Annotated in this window: 19 protein-coding genes; 3 read left to right on the forward strand and 16 right to left on the reverse strand. The window is 59.3% G+C overall.

The genetic code is table 11. The features are described 5' to 3' along the window. Nucleotides 1-248 precede the first annotated feature (248 nt). From KJA79_RS10910 to KJA79_RS10925, 4 genes are read right to left on the reverse strand one after another with little or no spacing between them, the layout of a single operon-like run. Nucleotides 249-485: an acyl carrier protein gene (locus KJA79_RS10910; RefSeq protein ID WP_213042079.1), complete on the reverse strand. Its 237-nt coding sequence runs from the start codon at nt 483-485 to the stop codon at nt 249-251. A gap of 8 nt (nt 486-493) precedes the next feature. Then, complete coding sequence (locus KJA79_RS10915) at nt 494-2137, reverse strand: SDR family NAD(P)-dependent oxidoreductase (RefSeq protein ID WP_213042080.1); 1644 nt, start codon at nt 2135-2137, stop codon at nt 494-496. Beyond that, nucleotides 2124-4130: an HAD-IIIC family phosphatase gene (locus KJA79_RS10920; RefSeq protein ID WP_213042081.1), complete on the reverse strand. Its 2007-nt coding sequence runs from the start codon at nt 4128-4130 to the stop codon at nt 2124-2126. The genes KJA79_RS10915 and KJA79_RS10920 overlap by 14 nt, the downstream gene beginning before the upstream one ends. Nucleotides 4131-4140: 10 nt before the next feature. Next, on the reverse strand, nt 4141-4782 hold the full coding sequence (locus tag KJA79_RS10925) for a serine O-acetyltransferase (protein ID WP_246507590.1): 642 nt from the start codon (nt 4780-4782) through the stop codon (nt 4141-4143). A gap of 761 nt (nt 4783-5543) precedes the next feature. Between KJA79_RS10925 and KJA79_RS10930 the strand changes: the two genes are divergently transcribed. Beyond that, nucleotides 5544-5864, forward strand: a complete 321-nt coding sequence (locus KJA79_RS10930; RefSeq protein WP_213042082.1) for an RNA-binding regulator — start codon at nt 5544-5546, stop codon at nt 5862-5864. A gap of 213 nt (nt 5865-6077) precedes the next feature. Here KJA79_RS10930 and KJA79_RS10935 read toward each other — a convergent pair whose 3' ends face one another. From KJA79_RS10935 to KJA79_RS10975, 9 genes are all read right to left on the reverse strand, one after another. After that, nucleotides 6078-6803: a hypothetical protein gene (locus tag KJA79_RS10935; RefSeq protein ID WP_213042083.1), complete on the reverse strand. Its 726-nt coding sequence runs from the start codon at nt 6801-6803 to the stop codon at nt 6078-6080. 137 nt (nt 6804-6940) lie between these two features. Further along, nucleotides 6941-7837, reverse strand: a complete 897-nt coding sequence (locus tag KJA79_RS10940) for a tetratricopeptide repeat protein (protein ID WP_213042084.1) — start codon at nt 7835-7837, stop codon at nt 6941-6943. Nucleotides 7838-8026: 189 nt separating this feature from the next. Continuing rightward, nucleotides 8027-9547 (reverse strand): efflux transporter outer membrane subunit, encoded by a 1521-nt coding sequence (locus tag KJA79_RS10945; protein WP_213042085.1) that lies wholly within the window; start codon nt 9545-9547, stop codon nt 8027-8029. Then, complete coding sequence (locus tag KJA79_RS10950; RefSeq protein ID WP_213042086.1) at nt 9544-10512, reverse strand: efflux RND transporter periplasmic adaptor subunit; 969 nt, start codon at nt 10510-10512, stop codon at nt 9544-9546. The genes KJA79_RS10945 and KJA79_RS10950 overlap by 4 nt, the downstream gene beginning before the upstream one ends. Further along, nucleotides 10509-11258, reverse strand: a complete 750-nt coding sequence (locus KJA79_RS10955) for an ABC transporter ATP-binding protein (protein WP_246507592.1) — start codon at nt 11256-11258, stop codon at nt 10509-10511. The genes KJA79_RS10950 and KJA79_RS10955 overlap by 4 nt, the downstream gene beginning before the upstream one ends. A 5-nt stretch (nt 11259-11263) precedes the next feature. Continuing rightward, nucleotides 11264-12394 (reverse strand): ABC transporter permease, encoded by a 1131-nt coding sequence (locus tag KJA79_RS10960; protein WP_213042087.1) that lies wholly within the window; start codon nt 12392-12394, stop codon nt 11264-11266. Then, nucleotides 12391-12807: a DUF6022 family protein gene (locus tag KJA79_RS10965; RefSeq protein ID WP_213042088.1), complete on the reverse strand. Its 417-nt coding sequence runs from the start codon at nt 12805-12807 to the stop codon at nt 12391-12393. The genes KJA79_RS10960 and KJA79_RS10965 overlap by 4 nt, the downstream gene beginning before the upstream one ends. 175 nt (nt 12808-12982) lie before the next feature. After that, nucleotides 12983-15025 (reverse strand): sigma 54-interacting transcriptional regulator, encoded by a 2043-nt coding sequence (locus KJA79_RS10970; RefSeq protein ID WP_213042089.1) that lies wholly within the window; start codon nt 15023-15025, stop codon nt 12983-12985. 62 nt (nt 15026-15087) lie between these two features. After that, on the reverse strand, nt 15088-16656 hold the full coding sequence (locus KJA79_RS10975) for an Rqc2 family fibronectin-binding protein (protein ID WP_343224254.1): 1569 nt from the start codon (nt 16654-16656) through the stop codon (nt 15088-15090). 216 nt (nt 16657-16872) lie between these two features. Here KJA79_RS10975 and KJA79_RS10980 point away from each other — a divergent pair, with 216 nt between their 5' ends. Both KJA79_RS10980 and KJA79_RS10985 read left to right on the forward strand, forming a co-directional pair. Further along, nucleotides 16873-17100: a hypothetical protein gene (locus KJA79_RS10980; RefSeq protein WP_213042091.1), complete on the forward strand. Its 228-nt coding sequence runs from the start codon at nt 16873-16875 to the stop codon at nt 17098-17100. Nucleotides 17101-17333: 233 nt separating this feature from the next. After that, nucleotides 17334-18881, forward strand: coding sequence for an aKG-HExxH-type peptide beta-hydroxylase (locus KJA79_RS10985; protein WP_213042092.1), 1548 nt, complete (start codon nt 17334-17336; stop codon nt 18879-18881). 86 nt (nt 18882-18967) lie between these two features. Here the strand turns inward: KJA79_RS10985 and KJA79_RS10990 are convergent, their stop codons facing one another. The 3 genes from KJA79_RS10990 to KJA79_RS11000 all read right to left on the reverse strand — a co-directional run bounded on the left by KJA79_RS10990 (nt 18968) and on the right by KJA79_RS11000 (nt 22778). Next, nucleotides 18968-19582: a hypothetical protein gene (locus tag KJA79_RS10990; RefSeq protein ID WP_213042093.1), complete on the reverse strand. Its 615-nt coding sequence runs from the start codon at nt 19580-19582 to the stop codon at nt 18968-18970. A gap of 257 nt (nt 19583-19839) precedes the next feature. Then, complete coding sequence (locus KJA79_RS10995; RefSeq protein WP_213042094.1) at nt 19840-20838, reverse strand: PKD domain-containing protein; 999 nt, start codon at nt 20836-20838, stop codon at nt 19840-19842. A 125-nt stretch (nt 20839-20963) separates the two neighbouring features. Beyond that, nucleotides 20964-22778 carry an APC family permease gene (locus tag KJA79_RS11000; RefSeq protein ID WP_213042095.1) on the reverse strand — a complete coding sequence of 605 codons (1815 nt, stop codon included), beginning with the start codon at nt 22776-22778 and terminating at the stop codon, nt 20964-20966. Nucleotides 22779-22938: the final 160 nt, after the last annotated feature.

Below are 22938 nucleotides of genomic sequence, written 5' to 3' on the forward strand. Positions count from 1 at the left end.
TCGCCCGTTGGCCCTGCGACGGTGGGGCGACGCCCCATCAGCCGCCGGAGCCCCTGGGAGAGGGTCCCGGCGAGAGAGCCCTCTGAGGCATGGGTTGCGCCCAGTCGATACCGCTTTGATAACTGTTCGACTCGAACGGCCAGGTCACTCATTCATACCAGCGTCTGTTGTGGGCGGTGGTGCAACAATCATCACGACCGGCTGCCGGGTGAGGGCCATGCCGGCATTGGTCGAGATCTGGAATGAGGTCAGCAGGGAACCTTGCCGGATAAAAACTGCTTGAGCTCACCGATGTTTGTCATGTCGGCCAGCTCATTACCCTTGAAGCGGATCCCGAATGCCTGTTCGATCCCGAACATGAGATTGATATGGGCAACGGAGTCCCAGCCTTCGATGTCAGTCGCAGTCATGTCGTCACGTAGCGTGAGTTGATCGTTGTCGAATACCTGACGAAACACGTCTTCGAGGCGAGCATGCAGATCCATGTGGTTCCTCAACTTGTTCTTATGGGTTGATCTCTTGCCGGTTGCCAATCAGCCGGGCCCGGCTGTTCGCAGGCGTCTCGGTTGGGAGACGGGTCCCGCTTCAATTCAAATGTCTCGAGAATCTCTGGTGATTCGGAATGGTCTGCGGAACAGATGTGTCGGACGAGCGAAACGGCGGCTTGTTCGACTTCCAGCGCGCCCTGTCGTCCCATGGCCGTATTGGTCTGATCCGTCAACAATTTTGGCGGCCTGAGAATCAGATGGTGTACCTTTGGGTAGTGCCGCGCCGCCCAGCGGACCAGCCCCTCGACGGCAGATTTCGTGGTGACATACTGCGGAAACTCAGCGGGAAGTTCCGTCACAAACGATGATGAGAGCACAATGTTCCATCCTCCCTGCTCGGCCAGCGTGCCGAGAAAGCTGGCCATAGGGCCGGTGACAAGCGCGAGACTTCTTGCCAAAAACTCTTCAAATTGCGCGAGCCTTTCCGGCGCGAACGGGAGGGGACGAATGGGCGGAGACGCGTTACAAATCAGTAGGTCCAGTCTGCCATATCGATTGAGTGTGGTCTGTCGTGCGGTCGCACACCATTCGGTATCCGCCGCGTCTCCCTGCAGGAGCATGATACGGTCGGCATCCGCTCCAAGGCTGGCTCGAATCCGTTCGGCTTCCTGTGTGGAGCGATGATAGTTCATGACGACGGAGCAGCCTTGTGAAGCCAGTGCCTGGGTAATGGCCGCGCCCAGACCACGACTGCCTCCGATGACCAAGGCGACCTTCCCGCTCAGCCGTTGTGATGGAGGGAGGATGTTGATGATCCGGCTGAGTGAGGGCTGTGGAGAGTCCTGCCGTACGAATGCCCACATCTGCGCCGTCGCACCAGGCGTGTGTCCAGACGATAGTGTGCCGGTGGTGTGCAGGAGGTCATAGCGCTCGTCGAGTTCTTCAACGACAGCCTCGTAATTGAACGGGCCGTTGTGTGTGTCCAGTTCGGGAAGGAAGCTGAGGATCAATCGCCAGAAGACGGCTCGTTGCCCGGGCAGCTCCATGCCCACCAAAAAACTTGCCCACATCATGGCTGCAATCTGGTGTGATGTTGCGCCTTTTCCTGACAGTCCCCATCGGGTGACGACCTGAACAAACTCTTTTGGGCCAGGCCCATATTCCCCTGTCACCCTCGTGCCAGGAGTCAGGTCTGTCTTCGTCCGATCCGCCGCTTCCGAAACGGAGGAGCCCTCGTGAATCCGTAGGAGTTGAGCCGGCACTTGTGCCGGAGCAAATGCGAAGGTTGCTTTCAGCATCAGACGAGTGGTGTCGTAGAGTTTGACGATTTCGCAATCAATCGAGGGAGTGGACACTTCCAATCGATACGACACGCCGACCGTAAGGGGATTGCGAAACTCGACCGAAAGACTCTGGAGCCGATGATGTGGGCGATCCGGAAGTTGTCCGAGAGCCGCCAGCACCCCGAGGATTCCGAACACGACAGGCTCCCCATAGGGTGTAGCCCTGGCGTATTCCTCGGAAACATGCAATGGGTTGTGGTCGTGGCTGGCCGCGCTGAATCGGGCCAAATCTTCGCCCGTGAAGGAAATGGTTGCGGTCTTGGCCCGGGAAGGGTTGCCCGAGGCGTTGCGCTCAGGACTGGCCATCAGCCTGCTCCCAGAAATCAACGCTTTTGACAAACGGATTCGTCGGTGGGCCGTTCGCCAGCAGATCATACGTCCAGGTTTCAACACCCTCGGTTGAGTCGAGTCGGCTGAAGCCCTGTTTGGCATAGGCCTCTGCGGCCATGGCGTTCTTCGGCGTCGGAATGTAGGTGCCACGGATCGACGTACAGCCGAGCTGTCGTGCCCGTCGGCACAGATGTTCGAGCATGGTGGCCTCGACGGTGCGTCCGATGACACGGCAACTCATGAGCCAGGTATCGATATCCAGAGTGCTGCCGTCGTGGCGCGCGATCATTACGCTCACGAGCCCGTGATCGGCGTACCGATCGCGCAGTCGCAAGGCGAGATGCACGTATGTCGTGTCCTTGACGAAGGCCTCCAATTGCGACATGCCATGGCGCCGGGTCGTGAGGTTGAATTGGTTGGTCTTGCCGATCAGTTGGGCGATCCGTGGCAGCTGCGTCTCTTCGAAGGGGGTGACGATGGCCTGCATCTGGAGGCTGCGATAAAAGTCTTCGATCGAGCTTGCTGATGCTTCTAGCGCTTTGATGTGAGCACGGGCTTGATACTGGGCGGTCCGCTCGCTGTCTTCGGCCGTCATGGATGCCGTTTCCAATAGGAGATATTGTGAAAGCGTTCGGACGTAATACGCGGGGTCTTCGGGCATTGGAAGAACATCCACCTGAGGCAGAAACTTTCGAACGATCTCTCGTTCCACAGGATTGTCGTCCACGAAGACGAGCGAGTCCAAGCCAATTTGCAGCGTGTCGGCAATAGAACGAATATTTTCTGGTTTAGATGTCCAGTTGGCGACGAACAGCGCGATGTCATGCAGCTTCAAGCGCATCTCGGGATGTCGTTCAAATGGCTGGATGGCATCGGCATGATTGTTTTTTGAGCAGACGGCGAGGATGACCCCTTTGCGTTTAAGCTTCAGCAGGTACTCTTGGAAAGCCACAAACGCTTCGCCTTCTGCGCCGTGCCCTAGTTTAATGCCGGCCAGGCCGTCCTCAGCAATCACACCGCCCCATAACGTATTGTCTAGGTCGAGCACCAGACACTTCCGGCTCAAGCCAACATCCGCGGCGATCACTGCAGCCGTGTGCCTGGCGAGCAACGGCAAGGCATCCAGAGCCACGGCTTGTTTCGACATGTTCCAGTAGCGCGGATCGCACCAGCGCTGTTTGCCGATCAGCGCGGAGAGGCGTTCACAGTCTACGATGGAGACGGCGGTTCCCGCCGCCTGTCCGAGTCCCGTGTTGACGGCTTGTGTCATCATGTATCGAGAGCCAGGAAGCCTGGTGGCCAGATGTCCTAAGGGGATGTCGCAGGGTAAGACGAAATTATGCTGGACAATTCGGGCGCGCGATTGGTTGCTGACCAGAGTCCAGAGCGTGGTCCACCTGGTGATCTCTGTGTGAACCTCCCGCGTGGGGTCCGAACTGAACTCCGGGAGATGTACATCCCCTTCGTGCACCGCTAGAAGCACAATGTCGGGCGCGAAGGCGTAGAGTGGGCTGGCTGGGTTGATGATCTCCTGCTGGTATTGCCCATAGGGACTTTCGTACAGATCGATCTGGATGCCGATCCGAGCCCCCGCGAGGCGTAACATCGCGCCGAGTTGCGTGGTGGTGTAACTGCCGGCGATGGCAACTTTCGTCCTTCTGGCAGTCGGCCATGCGGTGTGTTGAACATTGCGTTGGAATAACGTCCAGCCAGCCTGCCAGGCTGTATAGTCGTCGCCTCCATCAACGATGGACAGTGCCCAGCGGCAAGCTTCCGAATGGTTGCCGATGCGATCATAGCTTCGCGCAAGTTTCAGGCAGAGTGAGGACGCTGCAGGTACGGTAACCGCGTCGAGGTATGACTGGATGGCTTCTTTGATCAATCCTTGTCGGACGAGGGTGTCACCACGAACTTCCGGCGTGTCACCGGCCGTGGCTTGTCCAGCAGGCGTGATACCGTTCGGGGTCATTCCGGCGTTCTCAGATGCGTTGCTGCATGTTTGTGGTGGGGGCGGGCTCTTGAGAGGATTTGGGGAGCCGAATGACACGCGGCGCTTCGGTGAACACCCGCGCTCCTGCCGGGACATCTGCCATGACCACGACGTTAGGTCCGAGCACTGCCCCATCGCCGATTTTCACGGCGGCAAGGATCACCGCTCCCGGTCCTACCTCGACACGGTTGCCTAGTTGAGGGCCCCTGTGGAGGGTTTTTTCTCCTCCATAGCCCGCTCCGATCGTGGCGCCATGCCTGATGAGACAGTCATCGCCGACGAAGGTTTTCCAGTGAAACACGATGCCGTGCTGATGAACCAAGCACAGCCTCCGCCCGAGCGTAACCGTGAGGGGAATCTCGATTCCATAGTGATTGCGGACGTATCGATAGAGCAGACCATAGACGCCGAGTAGCACAGTTTTCAGGACACCGGGGCGCTTGTTGGTGGTCCAGGTGCCGAAGCGATGGACTGCAATGGCGCGAAACCCAGGCATCGTCCAATCGTGTTGATTGGCGGCCCAGTCTTCTGAAATCTGGGCGGCCAAGTCCTGTACGCTTCGATACAGGCGCAGTAGCGAGCTCAGCATGGGGAGTTCCGCAGGGTGAAGCAGCCGTGTCAACGCATTCATGTCATGTTCTCCTGCCGGGTCCCGATGCGCCCCTCCGGCTCCATCAGTTCGTTGCACCGTGGGCTGCGCGTATGATGCAACGGAGAGCCTGGGAGAGTGAGAGCCCTATATCGCACGCATGTGGATGGGTGCGTGGATGCCTTCGTGTGCGGAGGGGCTTCACCGGGTGCACGTAGCCAATCTTACCATATGTCCAGCTATACTGGACAGTCGAAAAGTGGATGTCCGGTGAAGAAAGTTGTTGTCGGTACTCCGCCGGTATGCGTGTAGCTGTTACGAGGACGACCTCTGAATCCGTCACATTCGTCCGTGCCGTGGTGACCCAGTAGCACTGCGTTCTGCTCACCGGATTGAGCTGCGCCCGGCCACCGCCCGCCGGAGGAAAATTGCTCGGCTCCTTTCGCTCTGTCGACTAGGGAAATTCCTAGGGCATTTTTCGATTCGGAATGCTCGCCGGCCTAAGCCGGTTGTGCTGGTTGTACATGGGGCCGCAGTGGCCCTGGGCCTGCGCCTACCCTGAGTTGCCATCCGGCACTTTCCTGGCTTGTATGGCAGGGGGGGGCATGGTACTATTCGCCGTCTCGCGCTGGGGCCTGGTGAGGGATGCGTTGAAATAGTTCAGGCCTGATTCGATGTTGCCTTGCCCGGGAATCTAATCGAAAGCCAGACCCAAGTCGCTCCGTTTTGTCGCGTCTTCGGCCCGTCCTTTCCCTTTCTTTCCTTCGATCAAGACAATGTCACTACCCAAGAGGAGGACCCACATGGGTTCTAAAATTTATGTTGGCGGGTTGCCCTATTCGGCAACCGAACAGCAGTTGAGTGATTTGTTCGCGGTGCATGGGTCGGTGGAATCCGCCCGGATCATCACGGACAAGTTTACCGGCCAATCGAGAGGTTTCGGATTCGTTGAAATGGCCTCTTCCGATGAGGCGCAAAAGGCGATTTCGGCTCTCAACGGGTCGGACATGGGTGGCCGGACATTGACGGTCAATGAAGCGCGTCCGCAGGAGCCTCGTTCCGGCGGTCCCGGACGGAGCGGCGGGGGGTTTAACGATCGCGGGGGCAAGCGCGATCGCTGGTAACGCCCACTTGTGAGTCAGATCGGGGCAGTCATCCTCAGGGTGACTGCCCTTTTTTTATGCCGCGTTATGCCGCCGCATGACGAAAGGCTTTCTGGACAGGGGGTAACCGAGGTTGAGGTATCGGCAAGAATCCCTTAAGGCCAGAGAGTGTGGAGTTGCCTCGTCGACGAGGCTCACGGAGGGCAACCCGCAGAGGTGTCGCCGCGAATGTGTCTATTCAAGAAGCCGGAGAGACAAGTCATCGAAATAGGTGATGGCGTCAGCTTTCGTCAACAGTCCGATCCGGCCGTTCGCCAACGTCGAGTCGCATGCGCGAAAGAGGATGGCATCGTCGTACAGGGCTTTGATCTCGCATCCCCGCTGGACGACACGAAGCGTATGCCACCCGCTTGCAGGAAGGGGACGATCGATCTGCTTTACCACCTGGGGCACCCCCTTTACGACGCGGTACAGGCGAAGTTTTTGTTCAACCAGACTCGCACGCAGAAGATAATAGTTGCGATCGTCAACCGCATGCCAGACCAACCCACCGCCCAAATCGGCCTTTCCGGCGACTGCCAAGTAGGAGACCTCAAGGTCGATGTTCGTGCTCGTGGTCCCGTCCAGCAAGAGGAGTTTGTTCGTCTGGTCGGTACCTCTGGGCTGCACTTGCGCAAGGACTTGGGAAGCGCTTCGCGCGCGGTCTGTGATGAGAATTTTCCATTCACCGGCCGGTCGCCCATCGAAGAGCGTCCCGACGACATACGAACTTGGCAACGTTCCTGGAGCGGAACTGTCGAACGTCCATTGACGTCGATGCGGAGATTCCGAGGCGGTTTCGGATGGCTCCGCCGGCAAGGATGTGGAGGGGCCGAACAGGCCTATACCGATGACGGCCAGAATCCCGCCAGCCAGGCGCCGGTGCCATGGAAGACCGGTTTCGGAGTGAACCTGGTACATTGAACGTCCCTGTCCGAACTGAAGCGGTGAGGACTGTACACTAAATGAGGGCCTGGGGGCGAGTATTGCCGAACATTTCGTTCTGAGCGCTGCTTCGCGGTTACGTACACCGCCATATGGCGAGGGAGGCAACCCTTTTACGGCATCTCCAATTCCCGAAGTTTCGCTTCGGCTTGCTCAAGCCACCGTCTGTTTGCCCGAGTGTCGAGTTCCAGTCGCAGGTATTGTCTCAGTTCCTGCGCGGCTTCCATGCGCTGTCCGATGCCGGCCAAGGCATTGCCGAGGTTAAACCGGATCTTGGCGTCGTTGGGGCGCAGATGCAGGGCCGTGCGAAACTCATTGATCGCCGCCTCCGGCTGACGTTTTTCCATCAGTCCGAGTCCGAGATTGAAATGGGCATTCACATCGTTTGGTTGCAGAGTCGCGGCGGTTCGATACTCCGCGATGGCGCCGTCGAGATCGCCCGAGGCCTTCAGAGCGACGCCGAGGTTGTTGTGGGCGTTCACGTCGTCAGGATTGTGGCGTAGGACGGTCTTGAATTCCGCGATGGCGCCGGCCGGATCACCCATTTCCTTGAGCGCGACCCCCAGGTCATTGTGCGCTTTCGGATCGTCCGGCTTCAGCCGGAGGGCTTCCTTGAATTCGAGCATCGCGGCGTCATGCCGGCCGATATCCAGAAGGGTATTCGCCAAGTTAAGGTGGGCGGCGAAATAGTTCGGCTGGAGGCGCAGCGCATGTTTGAATTCGTCGATGGCTTGCCCGAGATCCCCTTTGAAGACAAAAGCCACCCCGAGATCGTTGTGGCGCATGGCTTCAGCGTCCGTGTCCACCGGTTGGGTAATCTTGTCCGTGGTGGACACGATCTGTTCCTCTTCCAGCGTCTGTTTGTCGGGCGGGCCGGATTTGGCTGCCGGCTTGTCCGCCGGTGCCGCGCGGCCTGCTGCTCCAAAGGGCAAGACCAGGCTGAGCGTCAACAGGATGAGGATTGGACTGATATGGCATACCAGCGCCGGGTGGCGAACACCGTCTCGCATGGGAGGCTCCTTCTACGTCGTCGCATGAGGAAGAGGGTGAAGAGGAAGAACCGGTGTCTGGTCTGTCTGAGAATTGAGAAGCCAGAACCGCACGCTGTCAGATAGCCCGATCCAGTCTGAAATTTCAAGTTGAAAGTCGGCTCGTGGATTTCAGCAGGCGCAAGGGGAAGATGCGAGGAGAGGCCATGTCTATGGTGCTGCCGCGGCTCCCGATAGGACAGCATCACCTCCTGGGGCCTGCTGCCATCCTCCGCCTAGTGCTTTGTACAGGCTGACCATGTCCGTGAGACGGGCACGTTCGGTTTGAGCGAGTTGCGTTTGCGCTGCCAGCATCGTGCGCTGCGTGTCGAGCACATCCAGGTAGTTTACCAGGCCCTTGCGATATCGGACCTCCGCCAGACCCACGGCGGCATCGGCTGCCGCTGTTTGTTCGCGCTGGCGCGTTAACTGCTCTGTGCGGGTGTGGATCGAGACCAGGAGATCTGCGACTTCGCGAAACGCCAGGAGAATGGTCTGCTGATAGCCCTCCAACAATTGTTGATAGCGTGACTCAGCGGCGTCCAGTCGCGCCACGTTGGTGCCGCCGAGAAAGATGGGCAAGGTCACCGAGGGGCCGATGCTGAAGTTCGCGCTGTTGCCCGTGAACCAGTTGGCGAACTCCGCGCTTTGGAGTCCTCCCTGGCCGGTAATGGACAGAGTGGGGAAGAAGTAGGCGCGTGCCTGTCCGATGCGGGCATTGGCAGCTTTGAGCGCAGCTTCAGCCTGCAAGATGTCGGGCCGTCGTTCGAGCAAGTGCGACGGGAGCCCGACCGGAATGTCCGGCTGGATGACAACCTTTCGCAGTGGCGTTTGTGGAAGCGTCAACGTTCCCGGTGCAGCCCCGGTCAGGACTTCCAGACGGTGCACCTCAACGGCTCGCAAGCGAATCACGTCTGGAATTTGTCCCGCGCTTTCGGCGACCAGCACTTCCGTCCGTTTCACGTCCAGGTCGGATGCCAACCCGACGGAGGCTCGCTTGCGGATAATGTCCAGGGAATCACGCCGCAGTGCCAGTGTTCGCTGGGCGATCTCGATCTGCTCATCCAATTCCCGGATGCGAAAATACGACTGCCCCACGTCGCCAATCAGTGTGAGGGCGATGGCCCGGGCATCCTGTTCGATGGCCTGCGCATCGGCGGAGGCCGCTTCCATCCCTCGACGGATTCGTCCCCAGAGATCCAGCTCCCAACGCAGATCGGCCGCCCCGTTCCACAGGTCGAAACTGCTGCCCGGCTTGGCAAAGACCTGCGGCCCCGGTTGCTGTCCGGTGGCCAATCCTAACCCAGCCAGCGTGTTCTTAGAGACGGAAATATTTGTGTAGCTGCCTTGAACGTTGAGTTGCGGGTAGAGTCCGGCCCCGGCGGTGGTCACGGCTGCGCGACCCTCGATCACCCGAGATACGGCCCGCCGCACGTCATGGTTCTGGGCGAGCGCGCGCTCGATGAACTGCGTGAGCTCCTCGTTACGAAATGCCTGCCACCAGTCGGCGCTTGGTGGTTTGTCGGAGTTGGTACCCGCTATGGAGCCGGAGCTCATATCGGTCCAGTCAGCGGGGGCGGCGATCGGCGGGCGTGTATAGGGCTGGCCTTGCAGGCAGCCAGTGACGGAGAGGGTGAGGAGACCCGTCACCAACAACCCTGCGCGTTGTGGCAGTAAGCGTACCCGGTTCATTGTGGCGACTCCACGGCCGGTCCTTCAGTGGCGGGTTCGCGCTCGATAAACACATCAACTTGCTGCCCGGTATAGACTGGAAACGCCGGGCGTTCAAATCGATAGATGATTTGAAGGACTCGCGTATCCACTCGCTCGGTGTTTTCTCCGGTCAGCGACTTCTTCGGGACGATGTAGGGTTCGATCCGCACGAATGTCAGGGGGATCGGCTTGGCGGTATTGCCTTTCGGGTAGGCCACGGCGGGCCGATGTGGAGCCACGAGCGGAGCATTGATTTCATCGACCTCGGCGCGAACCTGGAGTTGTTGCATGTCTCCCAGCAACATCAGTGGTTCGCTCGCGCCGATCGTGAGGGCGAATTCACCGGCTCGGACATTCACCTGGAGAATCGTGCCGGCGCGCGGTGCGCGTACTGTGAGCCGATCGAGCAACATCTGTGTTTCGTCCCGCTGTGCAATGACCTGTTTCAAGGCCGCTTCGTGGCGAGTCATCGTGCGTTTGGCCATTTCGAGGGCGTACCAGGTGCGTTTGATATCGTCATCACTGACGGCCCTGCTGTCCCCCACCGCTTTCAGCCGCTTGAGTTGGGTGTTGAGGTCGCCGATGCGGTAGGTCTGTTCCTCGACCTGCGCTTCCGCCGGGGGAATGGCGGCTTGGCGAGCCACGAGTTGCGCGCGAAGATCTCGATCATCCAGTTGAAGGAGCGGGTCACCTTCACGCACTGGGTCCCCGACGGCGACGAACACTTGTGTGACGAGCCCGGCCGCGGGGGGACCAATGCGCACGTTTTCGTTTGCGGCTTCGATAATGCCGCTCGCGGCCACGGTCGTTTCGAAGGGAGAGCGGGGTGGCGCCACGATCGGTGTCGGCATGGGCGCGGTCTTGCCGGCAGTCAGCACACTCCAGGCGGCGAGCGCCGCGCAGGCCAGTGCCAGCCAGACGCTGAAACGATTGAGAATGCTCATGCCATGGCCTCTTTCTGAATCGGATGGATGCCGACGATGCGGCCGTCCGTGAGTTCGGCCATGCGATCACCAAACTGAAATACGCGACTGTCGTGCGTGACGACAATGACGCAACGGTCGGGGGCTCGTCCCACATCACGGATCAACTCCATGATTTTCTGACCGTTGGGCCCGTCGAGGGCAGCCGTCGGTTCGTCGCAGACCAGCAGTTGTGGATCATTGACCAGGGCCCGTGCGACGGCGACGCGTTGTTGTTGGCCGCCGGACAGGTTTCTGGGCAGAAATTCCGTGCGGTCGCCGAGTCCGACACGTTCGAGCATCAGCCGTCCCCGCGAGAGTGCCTCTTTCTTCTGAAGGCCATGAATCAGGAGTGGAATCGCGACATTTTCTGCCGCGGTCAGCGAGGGTAAGAGATTGAACTGTTGAAAGATAAACCCCATGCGCTGGCCACGAAACCGGGTGCGCGCATTGGGTGGCATCTCGGTCAGTGAGGCACCCAGCACGTCCAGGGTTCCTGCGTCGATGTCGAGAATGCCCGCGATGGCTGAGAGCAAGGTCGTCTTGCCGCCGCCTGATTCCCCCACCAGGAGGAGCAATTCGCCGAAATACACGTCGAGATCAATGCTTTTGAGTACGGTTACCGTGGTCTCCCCGGAGCCGAACGATTTCACGAGTCCGCGCACCTGCACGGCGGCGGTGCTGGGGGGCTCGGTGACAGGGACTTGCGCGTGTGCGTGATCATCCATGGGCATCACCGGAACACGATCGCCGGTTCAAGGCGTGCGAGTTTGACGATACTGATCAAGGCAGAGCAGGTGCAGATGCCGAGGAGCGCGATCAGCACGACAAGGAGCAACTGCCACGTTTCTACAAAGGGAAGCCCGCCGCCTTTCGCGGATAAAAATCCGAATCCTGTGGCGAGGCCGAGGCCGATGCCATAGCCGGTGAGCCCGACGGTAAAGGCTTGCAGGAGGATCATCCGCGCCAGCGTGAAGGTGGATGCACCCATGGCCTTCAGCGCCCCGAATTGTTTGAGATTTTCCACGGTAAACAGGTAGAACGTCTGCCCGGCGATGGCCATGCCGACAATGAACCCGAGCAGGATGGTCGTGCCGAAGTTGATACCGATACCGGTGTTCTTGAGGACCCAACTGATTGTCTTCCAGCCGAAGTCTTGCGCAGTAAACGCGCCGAGGCCGGTCTGCGCCTGGATACGCGCCGTCACTTCCGCGTCGGAGACGCCGTCCTTGGCCTTGGCCAACACATACGAAAGGGTGCGACGTTCGCGTGGCACATACCGGATGGCGCGGTCGTACGTGGTGTACACGACCGGGATGTTTGTGAAGTTTTTTTGCGTCTTGGCGATGGCAACGACGCGGGCCAGCTTGTCGTTCAACTCGAACACCGTACCGATCGTGATGACCGTGGGACCGCCCATGCGTTCAACGGCCCATTGATCCAACATGACGGCGTCGGGCTGTAAGATGTCTTCAAACCTCCCTTCGAGGACCTCGGCAGGTCGCCCGATGAGTGTGGAGGCATCCAACCCGGTCAGCGTAATCTGGTGGTAGTCCCCGTTGGACAGCCGCGCGCGCAGCACCCCCTTATACAACGGCACGGCCCATTCGACTCCGGAGACGCTGCGCACTCGATCGACGGCGGTGTCGGCGATCGGCTTCACCTCGTCGACCTGTCCGATGCCGGGGTCCGTGATCCAGAGGGGTACATTGATATTGCTGACGCTTGATTGCGACCACATCATGAGACCCCAGAAGATTGAGCCCTGCTGCACGATCAGCATCACCGCAAAGGTGAGTCCGCACAACAGCATGAGGTACTTCGCGCGGTCTCCGAAGAGCATCTTAAGCGCCACGTAGTTCATGCGTGCTCCTCGCCGTCCTGGTGGTCCAGCGTATAGGCGACGACGCGCGGTGGCTGAGGAAGTTTCACTTGATCGTGACGGTGGAAGAAGAGAGTGCAAATTCTTGCGATCGGGCATCCCCGGTGCAGGGCGATGGTCCAGAAGCGCCGCACATGCTGCCCGTTGGGTTGTTGCTCTTCGTCCATGAGGCGCAATGGGCCGGGGAACGCATTGGTGAAGGTGATGTCCCTCGCAGCCAGTCTTTCGTCCAGTCCTTCCGTCAGAAAGTCCAGAATGTCGCCGCACCAGGAGAACCGTCGGCCATCCCGACTGGCTTCGCCCGACGCAAGCAACTTGCTCTGCCGCTCGACCACATAGGCCTGGATCTCGTCGCCCAGTGATTGCGGAGTCGGGGCCAGCGTACTTGGTTTCATGTAGGAGAATACGAGCAGGGACGATGCCAGAATTAGAAGGGGAACGATCTGCGTGATTGAACGCGTTGATTTGTTTGAAGAACTGTGCTTCGCGTAGGGAATGTTGCGCGCAGGCGGGAAGAGGGAGTTGCCGAAATGTTGGCAGATGAAGGGAAACGCGCCCATATGTGGGCACTCAATGCTTCTTTTGCGGAGGGCGGGTGATCGCCAGCTTTTTCATGCGGTGCTGAAGGGTTGACCGCTTCATGCCTAAGTGCTCAGCCGCGCCCTGTTTGCCGGCCAGGACCCAATTGGTTCGAATCAGCGTATCAAGGATGTGCGCCCGCTCGGCTTCCGCCAGTGTGCGTGGGTGGGGGGCGGAGGCATTGGTGCGCCCCAGGCCGTCGAGCTCCTCGATGGTGATGGTCGAGCCTCGGCTGACGATGACGGCGCGCTCAATGACATGCTCCAGTTCGCGCACATTGCCTGGCCAATCGTAGGCGGACAACGCTTGTAGTGCGGCGCTGTGAATGCGCGTCACCGGCTTCCGATGCCGCTGACTGTATTTTCTGGCAAAGTGGCGGGCCAGCAGCGGAATATCTTGAAGGCGTTCGCGCAACGTGGGAAGCCGAATCGGGAACACATTGAGGCGATAGAACAGGTCGGCACGAAAGGTATTGCGTGTGATGGCTTGATCCAGGTCCACGTTGGTGGCGGCGAGCACGCGTACATCGACCCGGATAGTCTGGGTTCCGCCGACCCGATTGAATTCCTGGGCCTCCAGCACGCGCAGCAGTTTCATTTGCACATCGATCGGGAGTTCTCCCACTTCATCCAGGAAAATGGTGCCACCATGGGCGAGCTCAAAGCGTCCCAACTTGCGGGAGGTCGCGCTGGTGAATGCGCCCTTTTCATGCCCAAACAGTTCGGATTCGATGAGGGTGGGTGGAAGCGCGGCACAGTTTACCGTGATCAACGCCTTATGCTGACGGGGCGAAAGTCGATGAATGGCTTGTGCCACCAATTCCTTGCCGGTCCCCGTCTCTCCGGTGATGAGCACAGTGGAATCGGTGGGGGCAACCATCTCGATGGCCCGAAGCGATTTTTGTAACGCGGGGCTATCACCCACGAGGCTTTTTAGGTCCAGTGAGGCACCCATTTCCTCCCGCAGGTAGACGTTTTCCTGTTCCAATTGGTCTTTGAGCTGGCGAATCTCGTCGTAGGCCGAAAGATTCGTGATCGCGTGGGACAGGTGGAAGCCGATCTGCTCCGTCAGGGCCAGATCACGTTGAGAGAAGGCGTTTCGCCGCTTGCTCCCGATCGCGAGAAACCCATAGGGCCTTCCACGGACCAGGAGCGGGCAGAGCATCGCCGAGAAGACGCCGAGGGATTCGAAGTAACGGTGTTCGGCAAATCGTTCCTGATTGTGCCCGGTCAGAAGAAGGGGTTTGCCCGTGGCCAGGATTTCCGCCGCCGCCATGTGTTCGAATGGAAACTGTCGCAGGGCTTCTTGGTCGATGTCGACACCCTCGCAGGCCACGATGTCAAACCAGCGATTGTGAGTTTCACCGACGAACCGCACCAGCCCGATCACGTCATGGTGAATGACGTCGCGGAGAATCGGCTGAATCGAATAGATCAGATTGTCGAGGGTGATGGCGCCGAGCACAACCTGACTATTGATGGCGACCAGGGTGTCACGCTCTTCTGCCGCCAAAACGGCGGTGAGGACCGGGGCAATATGCTGGCCGAACACCTCAAGGAAACCCCTGTCCTCCTCGGTAAACGAGTCTGAAGCCTCCAGGGAGACTGCCACGATGACCGCTAGCGTCTTGGCCGGCGTGAGGGTGGAAGCGTCCTCAGGCATGATGATCGGTGCCGCCAAGACCGATGAACGCCGGTAGATGCGGGGATCAATGGCCTGAGCTTCGGTCCAAGGGGCGTTGCTGAGGTCGTTGGCGAGAATGGCCTGCCCGGCGTGGACCGCCGCTTCCTTGATTGTACCGGCCGCAGGCAGTTGTGCAATGGGATAGGCGGGGGAGGCGGGGTCTCGAAAGATGTCCGATACCGGCGAAAATGCCGCGGCGGTCTCGCTGTAGAGGTAGAGGCCAATGGTGGAGCAACCAAGGATCGGCAGGAGTTCGTCCTGGAGGCGTTTATCAAATTGGCGCAGTGTCTTAGTCTGAAGCAGGGCACTCAGGATGTGGAAGCGGTCACGTGTGTCATACAGGATGCCCATATGTGGGCACTGTACCATGTGACGGTAATCCATGAAAAGCGGGCGGCGGTGATGAAGGGAGGTTAGGAGACATGTTCAGTGAGGCGTGATTTCAGTCCGTCGAGGCGTCGTTTATCAAGAGTCACGTAGATGGACTGTTCCTGTGTGACGGTCACCGCACCGGGGGCTTGGCCCTTGGATTTTTTTACCCATTTGCGCCGAGTATAGATCACGTCGCCCTTGCCGCTTTTCTTGAGATCGCTGTAGAGCAGTGCGAGCGTGGCTGCGTCGCGCAACGTTTCGAGCGGCGGCTCTGTTCCCTTTTCCAGACGGACGACAACATGGGAGCCCGGGGTGCCTCGGGCATGGAACCACAGGTCTTCACTCCTCGCCAGACCGAATGTCAGTTCATCATTCTCTCGGGCATTGCGTCCGACGAAGATCGGATACCCGTCGGACGACCGAAAGCGCCGAAATGGTCCGCGGCGCGCCTCATCCGCCGAGTGCCTCTTGGCGCTGCGTGAGGTGGGGCGTCCTGCCGGTCGTTCAGCATTGCTGGCGGCCACCCAGGTACCCTGTTTGATCACCTCGAGTTCCGCCTGTATGGGCTGAACCTCCGCTTGGATGGTGGCCAGGCGTGGTGCAATTTCCCGTTGGGCCGATACGAACTTCCGGTACTTCGCAAAGTAGGCATCCATGTTGGCCTGCGCTCCTTTGGTCGGATCGAGGGGAATCATCAGCTCAGGCAGTCGTTCGTCGTAATAGTCGATAACGGAGACGCTCGTCATGCCTTTTGTAATCGACCCGAGATTGGCCTTCAGGAGCTCGCCGTAGCGTGCATAGGGTTCGTACCGTCCAGCCTGTTCGAGATCGCGCCGGAGTGCGTCTGCGCGGCGCAGCAGCTTCTTGAGATTCTTGCGAAGTGCCGACTCCCGCTCCCGAACCTGGGTCAGGCGGGAGAGCTCTGCTTCCCGTTCTCGATAGCGGGTCTCCAGTTCAGCTGACAGCGGGAAGGCCTCAGTATCGAGGGGATGGATTATTGCTTGTTCGAGAGGGGCGATCTCCTGCGAGGCAATACGTGCAAGAGGAGTGCTGGGAACCTCGTATGGCTGGTTCAGTCGTTCTTTGTGCTGGCGAAGGGTCGCCAACACCCGGCCTTCCTCATCGAGCAAGAGAAGGTTGGCGTTGCGGCTGAATAATTCCGCGACCAGCGACACCGGTCCGCTTCGACTTGTCAGGTCAAGACGGATGATTCGGTCCCCGGGAACATGATGAAGGCCATCGATGCGCGCGCCTTGAATCCGCGCCCGGAGAAGTTGGCAGAACGCCGGCGGGCTAGGCGGGTTGGGAAGTGCGCGCTCTACAAGGTGCATGCGGGCGGTGCCATCGTGCACCGAACATAGCAGCCTGCGAGTATGCCCAGGGACACGAATTTCGAGGATGAGGCAATCGGGCAGCGGTTGGGAGATTTTCTGGATCCAGCCTTCGGCGAGGGCTGGATCCAGCTCCTGAATAATAGAACCAATTTCTGTCGCAGAGAGAGACATTATTTGTATGCCAGACCAACTACCCAGCGATCGCTCGGGTGTCCTATCCTGTACGCCCTGCCGGTCTCCGTTCGATTGAGAGTCACTGTAGCCGATTGTACCCATTTCTGTCCCATGGGACCAATTCGTACACAGACACAGGCATCAGGGGCACTGTTGGAGCATGTCGCCATCCTGCGGTAGCCGCCCGGGATGCACATGATGCCGACGAATCCATGGCATTCGGCTTGCTTGTATGTCTGTAGCGACTGTCGAATGCCTCGTCGGCAACAGATCCTTTGGTGCTCCGAGGGGCCACATTGTCTCCGAAGGGAGGGACCCATGACGTGCACGCGATGTGAAGGGTTGATGGTGAAGGATGACTTGATCGATCTGCAGGAGAGTTTTCATCCCATGCGGCTGCAAGGACATCGGTGCCTGAGTTGCGGCAACATTGTCGATACCCTGATTCAGCGTCATAGAATGGTCCAGAATTCCCATCTTCGTCCTGTTCCTGCTTCCGCGCCGGAGAAGCCCTTCCTCTTCGATCTCATCAAGCTCACGGCGTAGGAGACTCCCCTGCGGGGCGATGCTCTGTGCCTCGCGGGGGGATTCATCCAGCTGTTCTTGTGTTTCCACTCAACTCCGCAGCTCCGCCCAGGGCATTAGCCTGCTCTGTTCGTCCCCATTCCACCTCACCCCAGGTACCATGTTCCCCTCCGTAGGTCGTCGGCTTGTCAGTCTGCACACACTCGCGTACAGTGCGCGCGGAAAGAAAACCGGCTGAGGAGTATTGCGCGGCGATGACCTTACTAACGGTAGAAATTCTTGAGCGGCTGATGAAAGAGTTTCAGCACTCGATGCGGAGATTGTTGAAGGATCTCTGCCGAGATTTTGAGCAAAACTATGCCGCGGACGTCTGCACCCTGGGCCTGCAAATCGACTGGTTTCGCCGGCTCGGTCGTTCCTTCACCACGGCCGAGTATAGCCATTGGAAAGTGGTCGGATGGATCGAATCGCTCAACGACCTGCTGTACTTCGTCGATATCGTCGTGCAAGTGCGGCAGGAGCGATCGCGCCGGGACATCGCTGAACAGCTGCGTGCGGAGTTTCGAGAAAAGTTTTACGAGCATGGGTACGCCGATGAGATTTTCCCCGAGGGCAAGCCGGATCCGCGCATGCTGTTGCCGCGTCTGACGGCGCTCTGTCAGCGACTTGCACGAGAAATCACACAGGAGTCCGTATGTCTTGCCCCCCGGTTGGCCTGTGACTGGGTGGCGAGCCGACGATCGGATGCCTGGTTGGTGCCGTGCGATTTAAGCGCGAACGTTGAACGCGTCGAACTGCCTGGGAGTTGCGCCATCGGGACCACGGGTGTGGCCTACGAGGCTCCGGCTCCTGTTCGACTGGCACTCACGCGAACGGGTGGGCAGGCGGAGTGGCTGGTCAAACCCTCCGGTATCGATCTTCTGCTCGGGGATCAAGCGTATCCGGTTGTTGCGTTCGGCGGCCGAGAACGGTGGCATTGGCGCCGCCTGGCCCCAGTCGTGCTGAGGGACACGCCATGCGGCCGACTGGTGCTCGGGCCGACACTGGTCTATGGCAAGGACAAGACGCCCATAGGCGTGCGTCCGACGAGGCCGGAAGTCGCGAGCCGCATGCGTCGTGCACTGGCCGCAATTGGGTCTGCCTGGCCCGAAGGCGATCGGCTCCTGGTCCTGTTGACCTCACGCATCGTCCCGCTCAAGGCCAAGGGGGTGGTGAGTTTCAGTTACCGACATCGTCCCGGCCTCTCCGCCATCAATTGTTTCGACCGTGATCAACTCGATTTAATCGATGACCTGATTCACGAGAACAGTCATCATCACCTCAACCTGCTGTTGCGCAAAGACGTGCTGTATCAGCACGACCATAACCAGGAGTTGTTCTATTCTCCGTGGCGGCGGAGTTTGCGGCCGTTGAGAGGTATCTTGCACGCGACGTTTACCTTTACCATGGGGGCAATGTTATTCGAGCGGTTGGTGGCCTGGGGCTCAGGCCCAAATGGCAACGCGGCCTGGAGGCGCGCTGGTCTGAGTCAGCGTGATCTCGCACGTGCCCGCTATCGATGCTTCGAAGAGATCGAGTCGGTTCGATACTCGCTCAGCGATCTCGACTACGCCGGTGGCCAGTTGAAATGGCTGACTCGCGGAGGCAAGCAGCTGGTGGGACAGCTCGCCGACGTGCTCGCGCAGATCGAGGGCGTGATGGTATCCCAGGAGGCTGAGGTGCGCCGATCATCTTTTGGTCCGGCGCTGCAACGGCATCGAGGGGAATTGGCGCATGCGAGGGGGACGTTGAGCCTCATCTGAGAGTGGCTTGTGCGACTGTGGCGTGGAGAGAGCGCGAACGGGCCCCGGGTTTGGTTAAACCCGGGGCCCGTCGTCTGTGGGCAGCGCTATCGAGATCTGCCGGTTTTTCGAGCCTTTCGTGCCGGCGCCCTCTTTGTCGCCGCTCGCCTTGCGGGTCGCTTTTTTGCTGCCAACGCCACTGGCCGGACTCGTACAAGGTACGAGCAGATTTCCGGATCACCTGTTTGGGGACTCGCGGTCGGACCTTCACTTTCCGCATGCGAGCCGGTGTGATTGAGCAGGCTGAGCTGGAGGCGGATTGTGCCGAGGATTCGGGTTGGAACATTGGGCGGAGGAGCGGGCGGCTTCATGATCCCGCGCGTCGTGACCACGGAATTCACCCCATGGAATGTCTTGCCGTTCATGAGCCCCTGCAGCGTGAGAATGCCTTGATGATTCTTGGCGTCGTTCGGGGACGGCGTCAGGGCCGGTTCCGTGAGGCCCTTCGTGATGCCGGCATGCGCGCATAATTCGCTGATTTGTGCGCCGTCGGCATACTGAAACCCGTGCCTGGTCGTCAGTCGGCCAAAACCGCCGATGATGTCCTGGTAGGATCGCCCAGCGGTGACCGTGAGATTCATCCATTGGAGGTTGGTGTCTGTATCGTACGTCAGAAGCTGGTCGCCACTGCCTGGAACGAGATCCTGTTGAATCAATGCCATGAGAGTCCTCCGTGGTTAGCGGTCTGATCCGAGGTTCTGCAAACACTGCATCGATAGTAGCACGGCTTGTGAGCGAGGTATCAGTTCCGTCGTGATGACCGCGGATGAGATGTTCGTGACGCTGGTGGATCGCATGTATCCCAGAGGATACGAGAGTATCCCGAAAGATACGGGGACAAGGTGTGAAGTGAACCCCATAAGGCTGCAGGCGTGCGGCGACTGAGAACGCCGCCTGGGGTCTGTTTTAGCAGCCTGTCTCAAGGTTCGACGGTGACGTCCACATACGCCGGCACACTGTCCGCACCTTTCTTGTCCGTCACGCGCAGCTTGAAGCGGAAGGTGCGAGTCTCGGAGACATAGGGGGCAACAAAGGACGGTTCCGCCATGTTGACGTCAAGCATCGCGACTTTGCTGCCCCGTACCTGACTCCACGTATAGAAGAGCGCTTCGCCCTCCGGGTCTCGGCTCTGCAATCCATTGAGGCGCACCTTGGTGCCGGCTTTGACGGTTCTGGCGGCACCGGCATCGGCGATCGGCGGCTCATTCGGCTCGGGATTCACCTCCACACGCACGTCGAGTGTGGCCTGCTTCCCCCGATTCGTCACGGTCAGCGAGGTCTTGCCGATTCCCACGATCTGTAACAGCCCGTCGGGTAACACCTTGAGGATATGGTCGTCGCCGGACGTGTAGGTTGTGCCTGTATTGGGAGAGGACAGTGGACGAGTGATGCCGTCAGCGAATTCGCCGACCACGGGGAGTTCGAAGATCTTGCCGAGCGAATCCACGTGACCGTAGGCGGATGACTGTCCGGTCCGGCCGAGTTGGAGAGGTTTATCCGTTTCAAAATCGATCGAGAGTAGTTCAGCTGCAGGCTGGACGGTGACAAAGATTTCGTCGAACACGGTTTTCCGGCCCAGACGTCCTTGTGAAATATCGGCAATGGCCAGGAGCCGCATTCGTCCGATAGCATCCGGCGGCACCGGGAGCGCGCCTCCATAGGGGGGAATGCGGTCGACGGTGGAGGTCAGGGCCGGCAAGGCGACGACCGGTGCTCCGGTGATGCTGTCCTTTTGCCAGTATTTGCCGGTTGCCATAGCTCCCTGAGAAGCGTTGCCGGTACGGTTCTCACCCTGTTCCACCAGTGCCTCCGTGTGTTCCGGATACCAGTAGTACCGCACTTCGACGAGGCCTGCTTCTCTTCCAGCCTCGACTTCCACGGTGATCGGTTGGCCGGAAACCAGGGTGGCCCCGTTCACAGGGGCCAAGATTTTGAACGCCAGTGCGGGGTGAGGCGGCAGGCACAGCAGCAGGATCAGGGGAGGTAGGATCCACAGCGCCCTATGGGGGAGATGTACTCCTGGGGACAGGGGCCTTGTCATGGTCACCTCGTCAGGTGATAGGGGACGTCGGTCAAAATGACACGATCTTTGAACAGGAGGGCGCCTTTCAGCATGAACGCCCGCTGATTATGAAGAATATTCTGCCACCACCGAGCAGGCAAGATCTCCGGAATCACCACGGTGACCCAGCATTCCTGGTCTTTTTGCAGCACCTGCTCGAGGTAGTCGAGCAGGGAGCTCAACACGGAACGATACGGAGAGGGCAGCACGGTGAGGGGGACGCCACAGCCCCACTGGGCCCATTGAATTTCCACGCGGGCGGTTTCTTCCGGGTCGACATCAACGAGGACGGCGCGGATATCGCCGGAGCGGCTTCGTGCATAGTCGACGGCGCGGATGACCGCGCGATTGACGCCGCCAATCGGCAGGACTACGATATTCCGGCGCGGCATGGGGGGACGGTGCCCCCGCGACAGCGCGACCTGTTCCGAGACGGCCTTGTAATGGGAATGAATGGCGCGAAAGAAGGTGATCAGGAGCGGAATCAACACGATAACGATCCAGGCTCCATGGGTAAATTTGGTGCTGGCAATAATCACGGTGGCAATGGCGGTGGTCACAGCCCCGATGCCGTTCACGAGAAGCTTTTTTTCCCAGTGCGGTCCTTTCTTGACGAGCCACCGTTTGACCATGCCGGCTTGAGAAATGGTGAAGGAAAGAAAGACGCCGACGGCATAGAGTGGAATGAGCGCGTGGGTATCGCCCTTAAAGAGAACGATCAATAAGCAGGAAAACACACCGAGGATGATCACACCGTTCGAGAACACCAGCCGATCGCCCATCATGGACATCTGGTGCGGCATGTAACTGTCGCGAGCGAGAATCGAGGCCAGTCGGGGGAATCCATTGAAGCTGCTATTGGCGGCCAGGATGAGAATGACCATGGTCGAGGCCTGCACCAGGTAATACAGCGGGCCGGTGCCGAAAGTGGCGCGCGCAATTTGAGACACGACGGTTTCATCTCCCTTCGGCACGATGCCGAAGTAATAGGCCATAGAGCTGATTCCGATAAACAGGGTGCCGAGAATCATCGCCATGCCGATCATGGTCAGCGCGGCATTTTGGGGTTCCGGTTTTTTAAAGGCTGAGACGCCGTTTGAGATGACTTCCACGCCGGTCAAGGCTGTGCAGCCGGACGAAAATGCGCGGAGGAGAAGAAACAGGGTGAGCGGCTCCGCAGCCGCGATGCTGGGCAATGGCTCAACGCGCGATGCGTGCCCAAGCACGATTTGAATGGCACCGACGCCGAGCATGGCGGCGAGGGTGCCGATAAAAATGTAGGTCGGGACGGCAAAAAACTGTCCTGATTCGCGAACCCCGCGCAGATTCACGACCGTCACCAGCAGGATAGCCGCAACGCAGAGTCCTTCCCGATGCGGCAGCAGGTCCGGGACAGCGGAGGTGAGCGCTGCAATGCCGGCCGCGACGCTGACGGCGACCGTCAGCACGTAGTCGATCATTAAGGCTGCGGCGGCAACCAGGCCGGACCATTCGCCGAGGTTGGATTTCCCGACGATATATGCCCCGCCACCCTCAGGATATTCAAAGATAATCTGCCGGTAGGACATGGTCAGAATGATCAGCAGCCCGATGATGGAGAGGCTGAGTGGAATGGAGTACCCGACCATGGCGGTCCCGGCGAGGGTCAGGACGAGCAGAATCTCTTCCGTGGCATAGGCCACTGAAGAGAGGGCGTCGGAGGAAAAGACGGCTAGGGCGAGTCGCTTAGAAAGGCGTTCGTGAGCGGCTTCCTTCGTCTTGAGTGGCAGGCCAACCAGCCAGCGTTTCAAGATCATACGCCATTATGCCTCAACTTGCCGAAGAGAGACAATGGAGCGCGGCGGTTCTGTCTTGCGGTCGAAGGGTGTCCGATGATTCCATTACAGCCTGTCGCGGTGTGCGAACTGGGCTGAGCGAATGGATAATGGAGAATCGATGTGGCGTGAAAGTTCACGA

This window comes from Nitrospira defluvii, from assembly GCF_905220995.1.
Classification (GTDB): domain Bacteria; phylum Nitrospirota; class Nitrospiria; order Nitrospirales; family Nitrospiraceae; genus Nitrospira_A; species Nitrospira_A defluvii_C.

What these genes read in the sequence shown, in the direction of transcription:
- KJA79_RS10910 (WP_213042079.1), bottom strand. Translation starts at nt 485, where the DNA reads ATGGATCTGCATGCTCGCCTCGAAGACGTGTTTCGTCAGGTATTCGAC.
- KJA79_RS10915 (WP_213042080.1), bottom strand. Translation starts at nt 2,137, where the DNA reads ATGGCCAGTCCTGAGCGCAACGCCTCGGGCAACCCTTCCCGGGCCAAG.
- KJA79_RS10920 (WP_213042081.1), bottom strand. Translation starts at nt 4,130, where the DNA reads ATGACCCCGAACGGTATCACGCCTGCTGGACAAGCCACGGCCGGTGAC.
- KJA79_RS10925 (WP_246507590.1), bottom strand. Translation starts at nt 4,782, where the DNA reads ATGAATGCGTTGACACGGCTGCTTCACCCTGCGGAACTCCCCATGCTG.
- KJA79_RS10930 (WP_213042082.1), top strand. Translation starts at nt 5,544, where the DNA reads ATGGGTTCTAAAATTTATGTTGGCGGGTTGCCCTATTCGGCAACCGAA.
- KJA79_RS10935 (WP_213042083.1), bottom strand. Translation starts at nt 6,803, where the DNA reads ATGTACCAGGTTCACTCCGAAACCGGTCTTCCATGGCACCGGCGCCTG.
- KJA79_RS10940 (WP_213042084.1), bottom strand. Translation starts at nt 7,837, where the DNA reads ATGCGAGACGGTGTTCGCCACCCGGCGCTGGTATGCCATATCAGTCCA.
- KJA79_RS10945 (WP_213042085.1), bottom strand. Translation starts at nt 9,547, where the DNA reads ATGAACCGGGTACGCTTACTGCCACAACGCGCAGGGTTGTTGGTGACG.
- KJA79_RS10950 (WP_213042086.1), bottom strand. Translation starts at nt 10,512, where the DNA reads ATGAGCATTCTCAATCGTTTCAGCGTCTGGCTGGCACTGGCCTGCGCG.
- KJA79_RS10955 (WP_246507592.1), bottom strand. Translation starts at nt 11,258, where the DNA reads ATGGATGATCACGCACACGCGCAAGTCCCTGTCACCGAGCCCCCCAGC.
- KJA79_RS10960 (WP_213042087.1), bottom strand. Translation starts at nt 12,394, where the DNA reads ATGAACTACGTGGCGCTTAAGATGCTCTTCGGAGACCGCGCGAAGTAC.
- KJA79_RS10965 (WP_213042088.1), bottom strand. Translation starts at nt 12,807, where the DNA reads ATGAAACCAAGTACGCTGGCCCCGACTCCGCAATCACTGGGCGACGAG.
- KJA79_RS10970 (WP_213042089.1), bottom strand. Translation starts at nt 15,025, where the DNA reads ATGGGCATCCTGTATGACACACGTGACCGCTTCCACATCCTGAGTGCC.
- KJA79_RS10975 (WP_343224254.1), bottom strand. Translation starts at nt 16,656, where the DNA reads ATGGGTACAATCGGCTACAGTGACTCTCAATCGAACGGAGACCGGCAG.
- KJA79_RS10980 (WP_213042091.1), top strand. Translation starts at nt 16,873, where the DNA reads ATGACGTGCACGCGATGTGAAGGGTTGATGGTGAAGGATGACTTGATC.
- KJA79_RS10985 (WP_213042092.1), top strand. Translation starts at nt 17,334, where the DNA reads ATGACCTTACTAACGGTAGAAATTCTTGAGCGGCTGATGAAAGAGTTT.
- KJA79_RS10990 (WP_213042093.1), bottom strand. Translation starts at nt 19,582, where the DNA reads ATGGCATTGATTCAACAGGATCTCGTTCCAGGCAGTGGCGACCAGCTT.
- KJA79_RS11000 (WP_213042095.1), bottom strand. Translation starts at nt 22,778, where the DNA reads ATGATCTTGAAACGCTGGCTGGTTGGCCTGCCACTCAAGACGAAGGAA.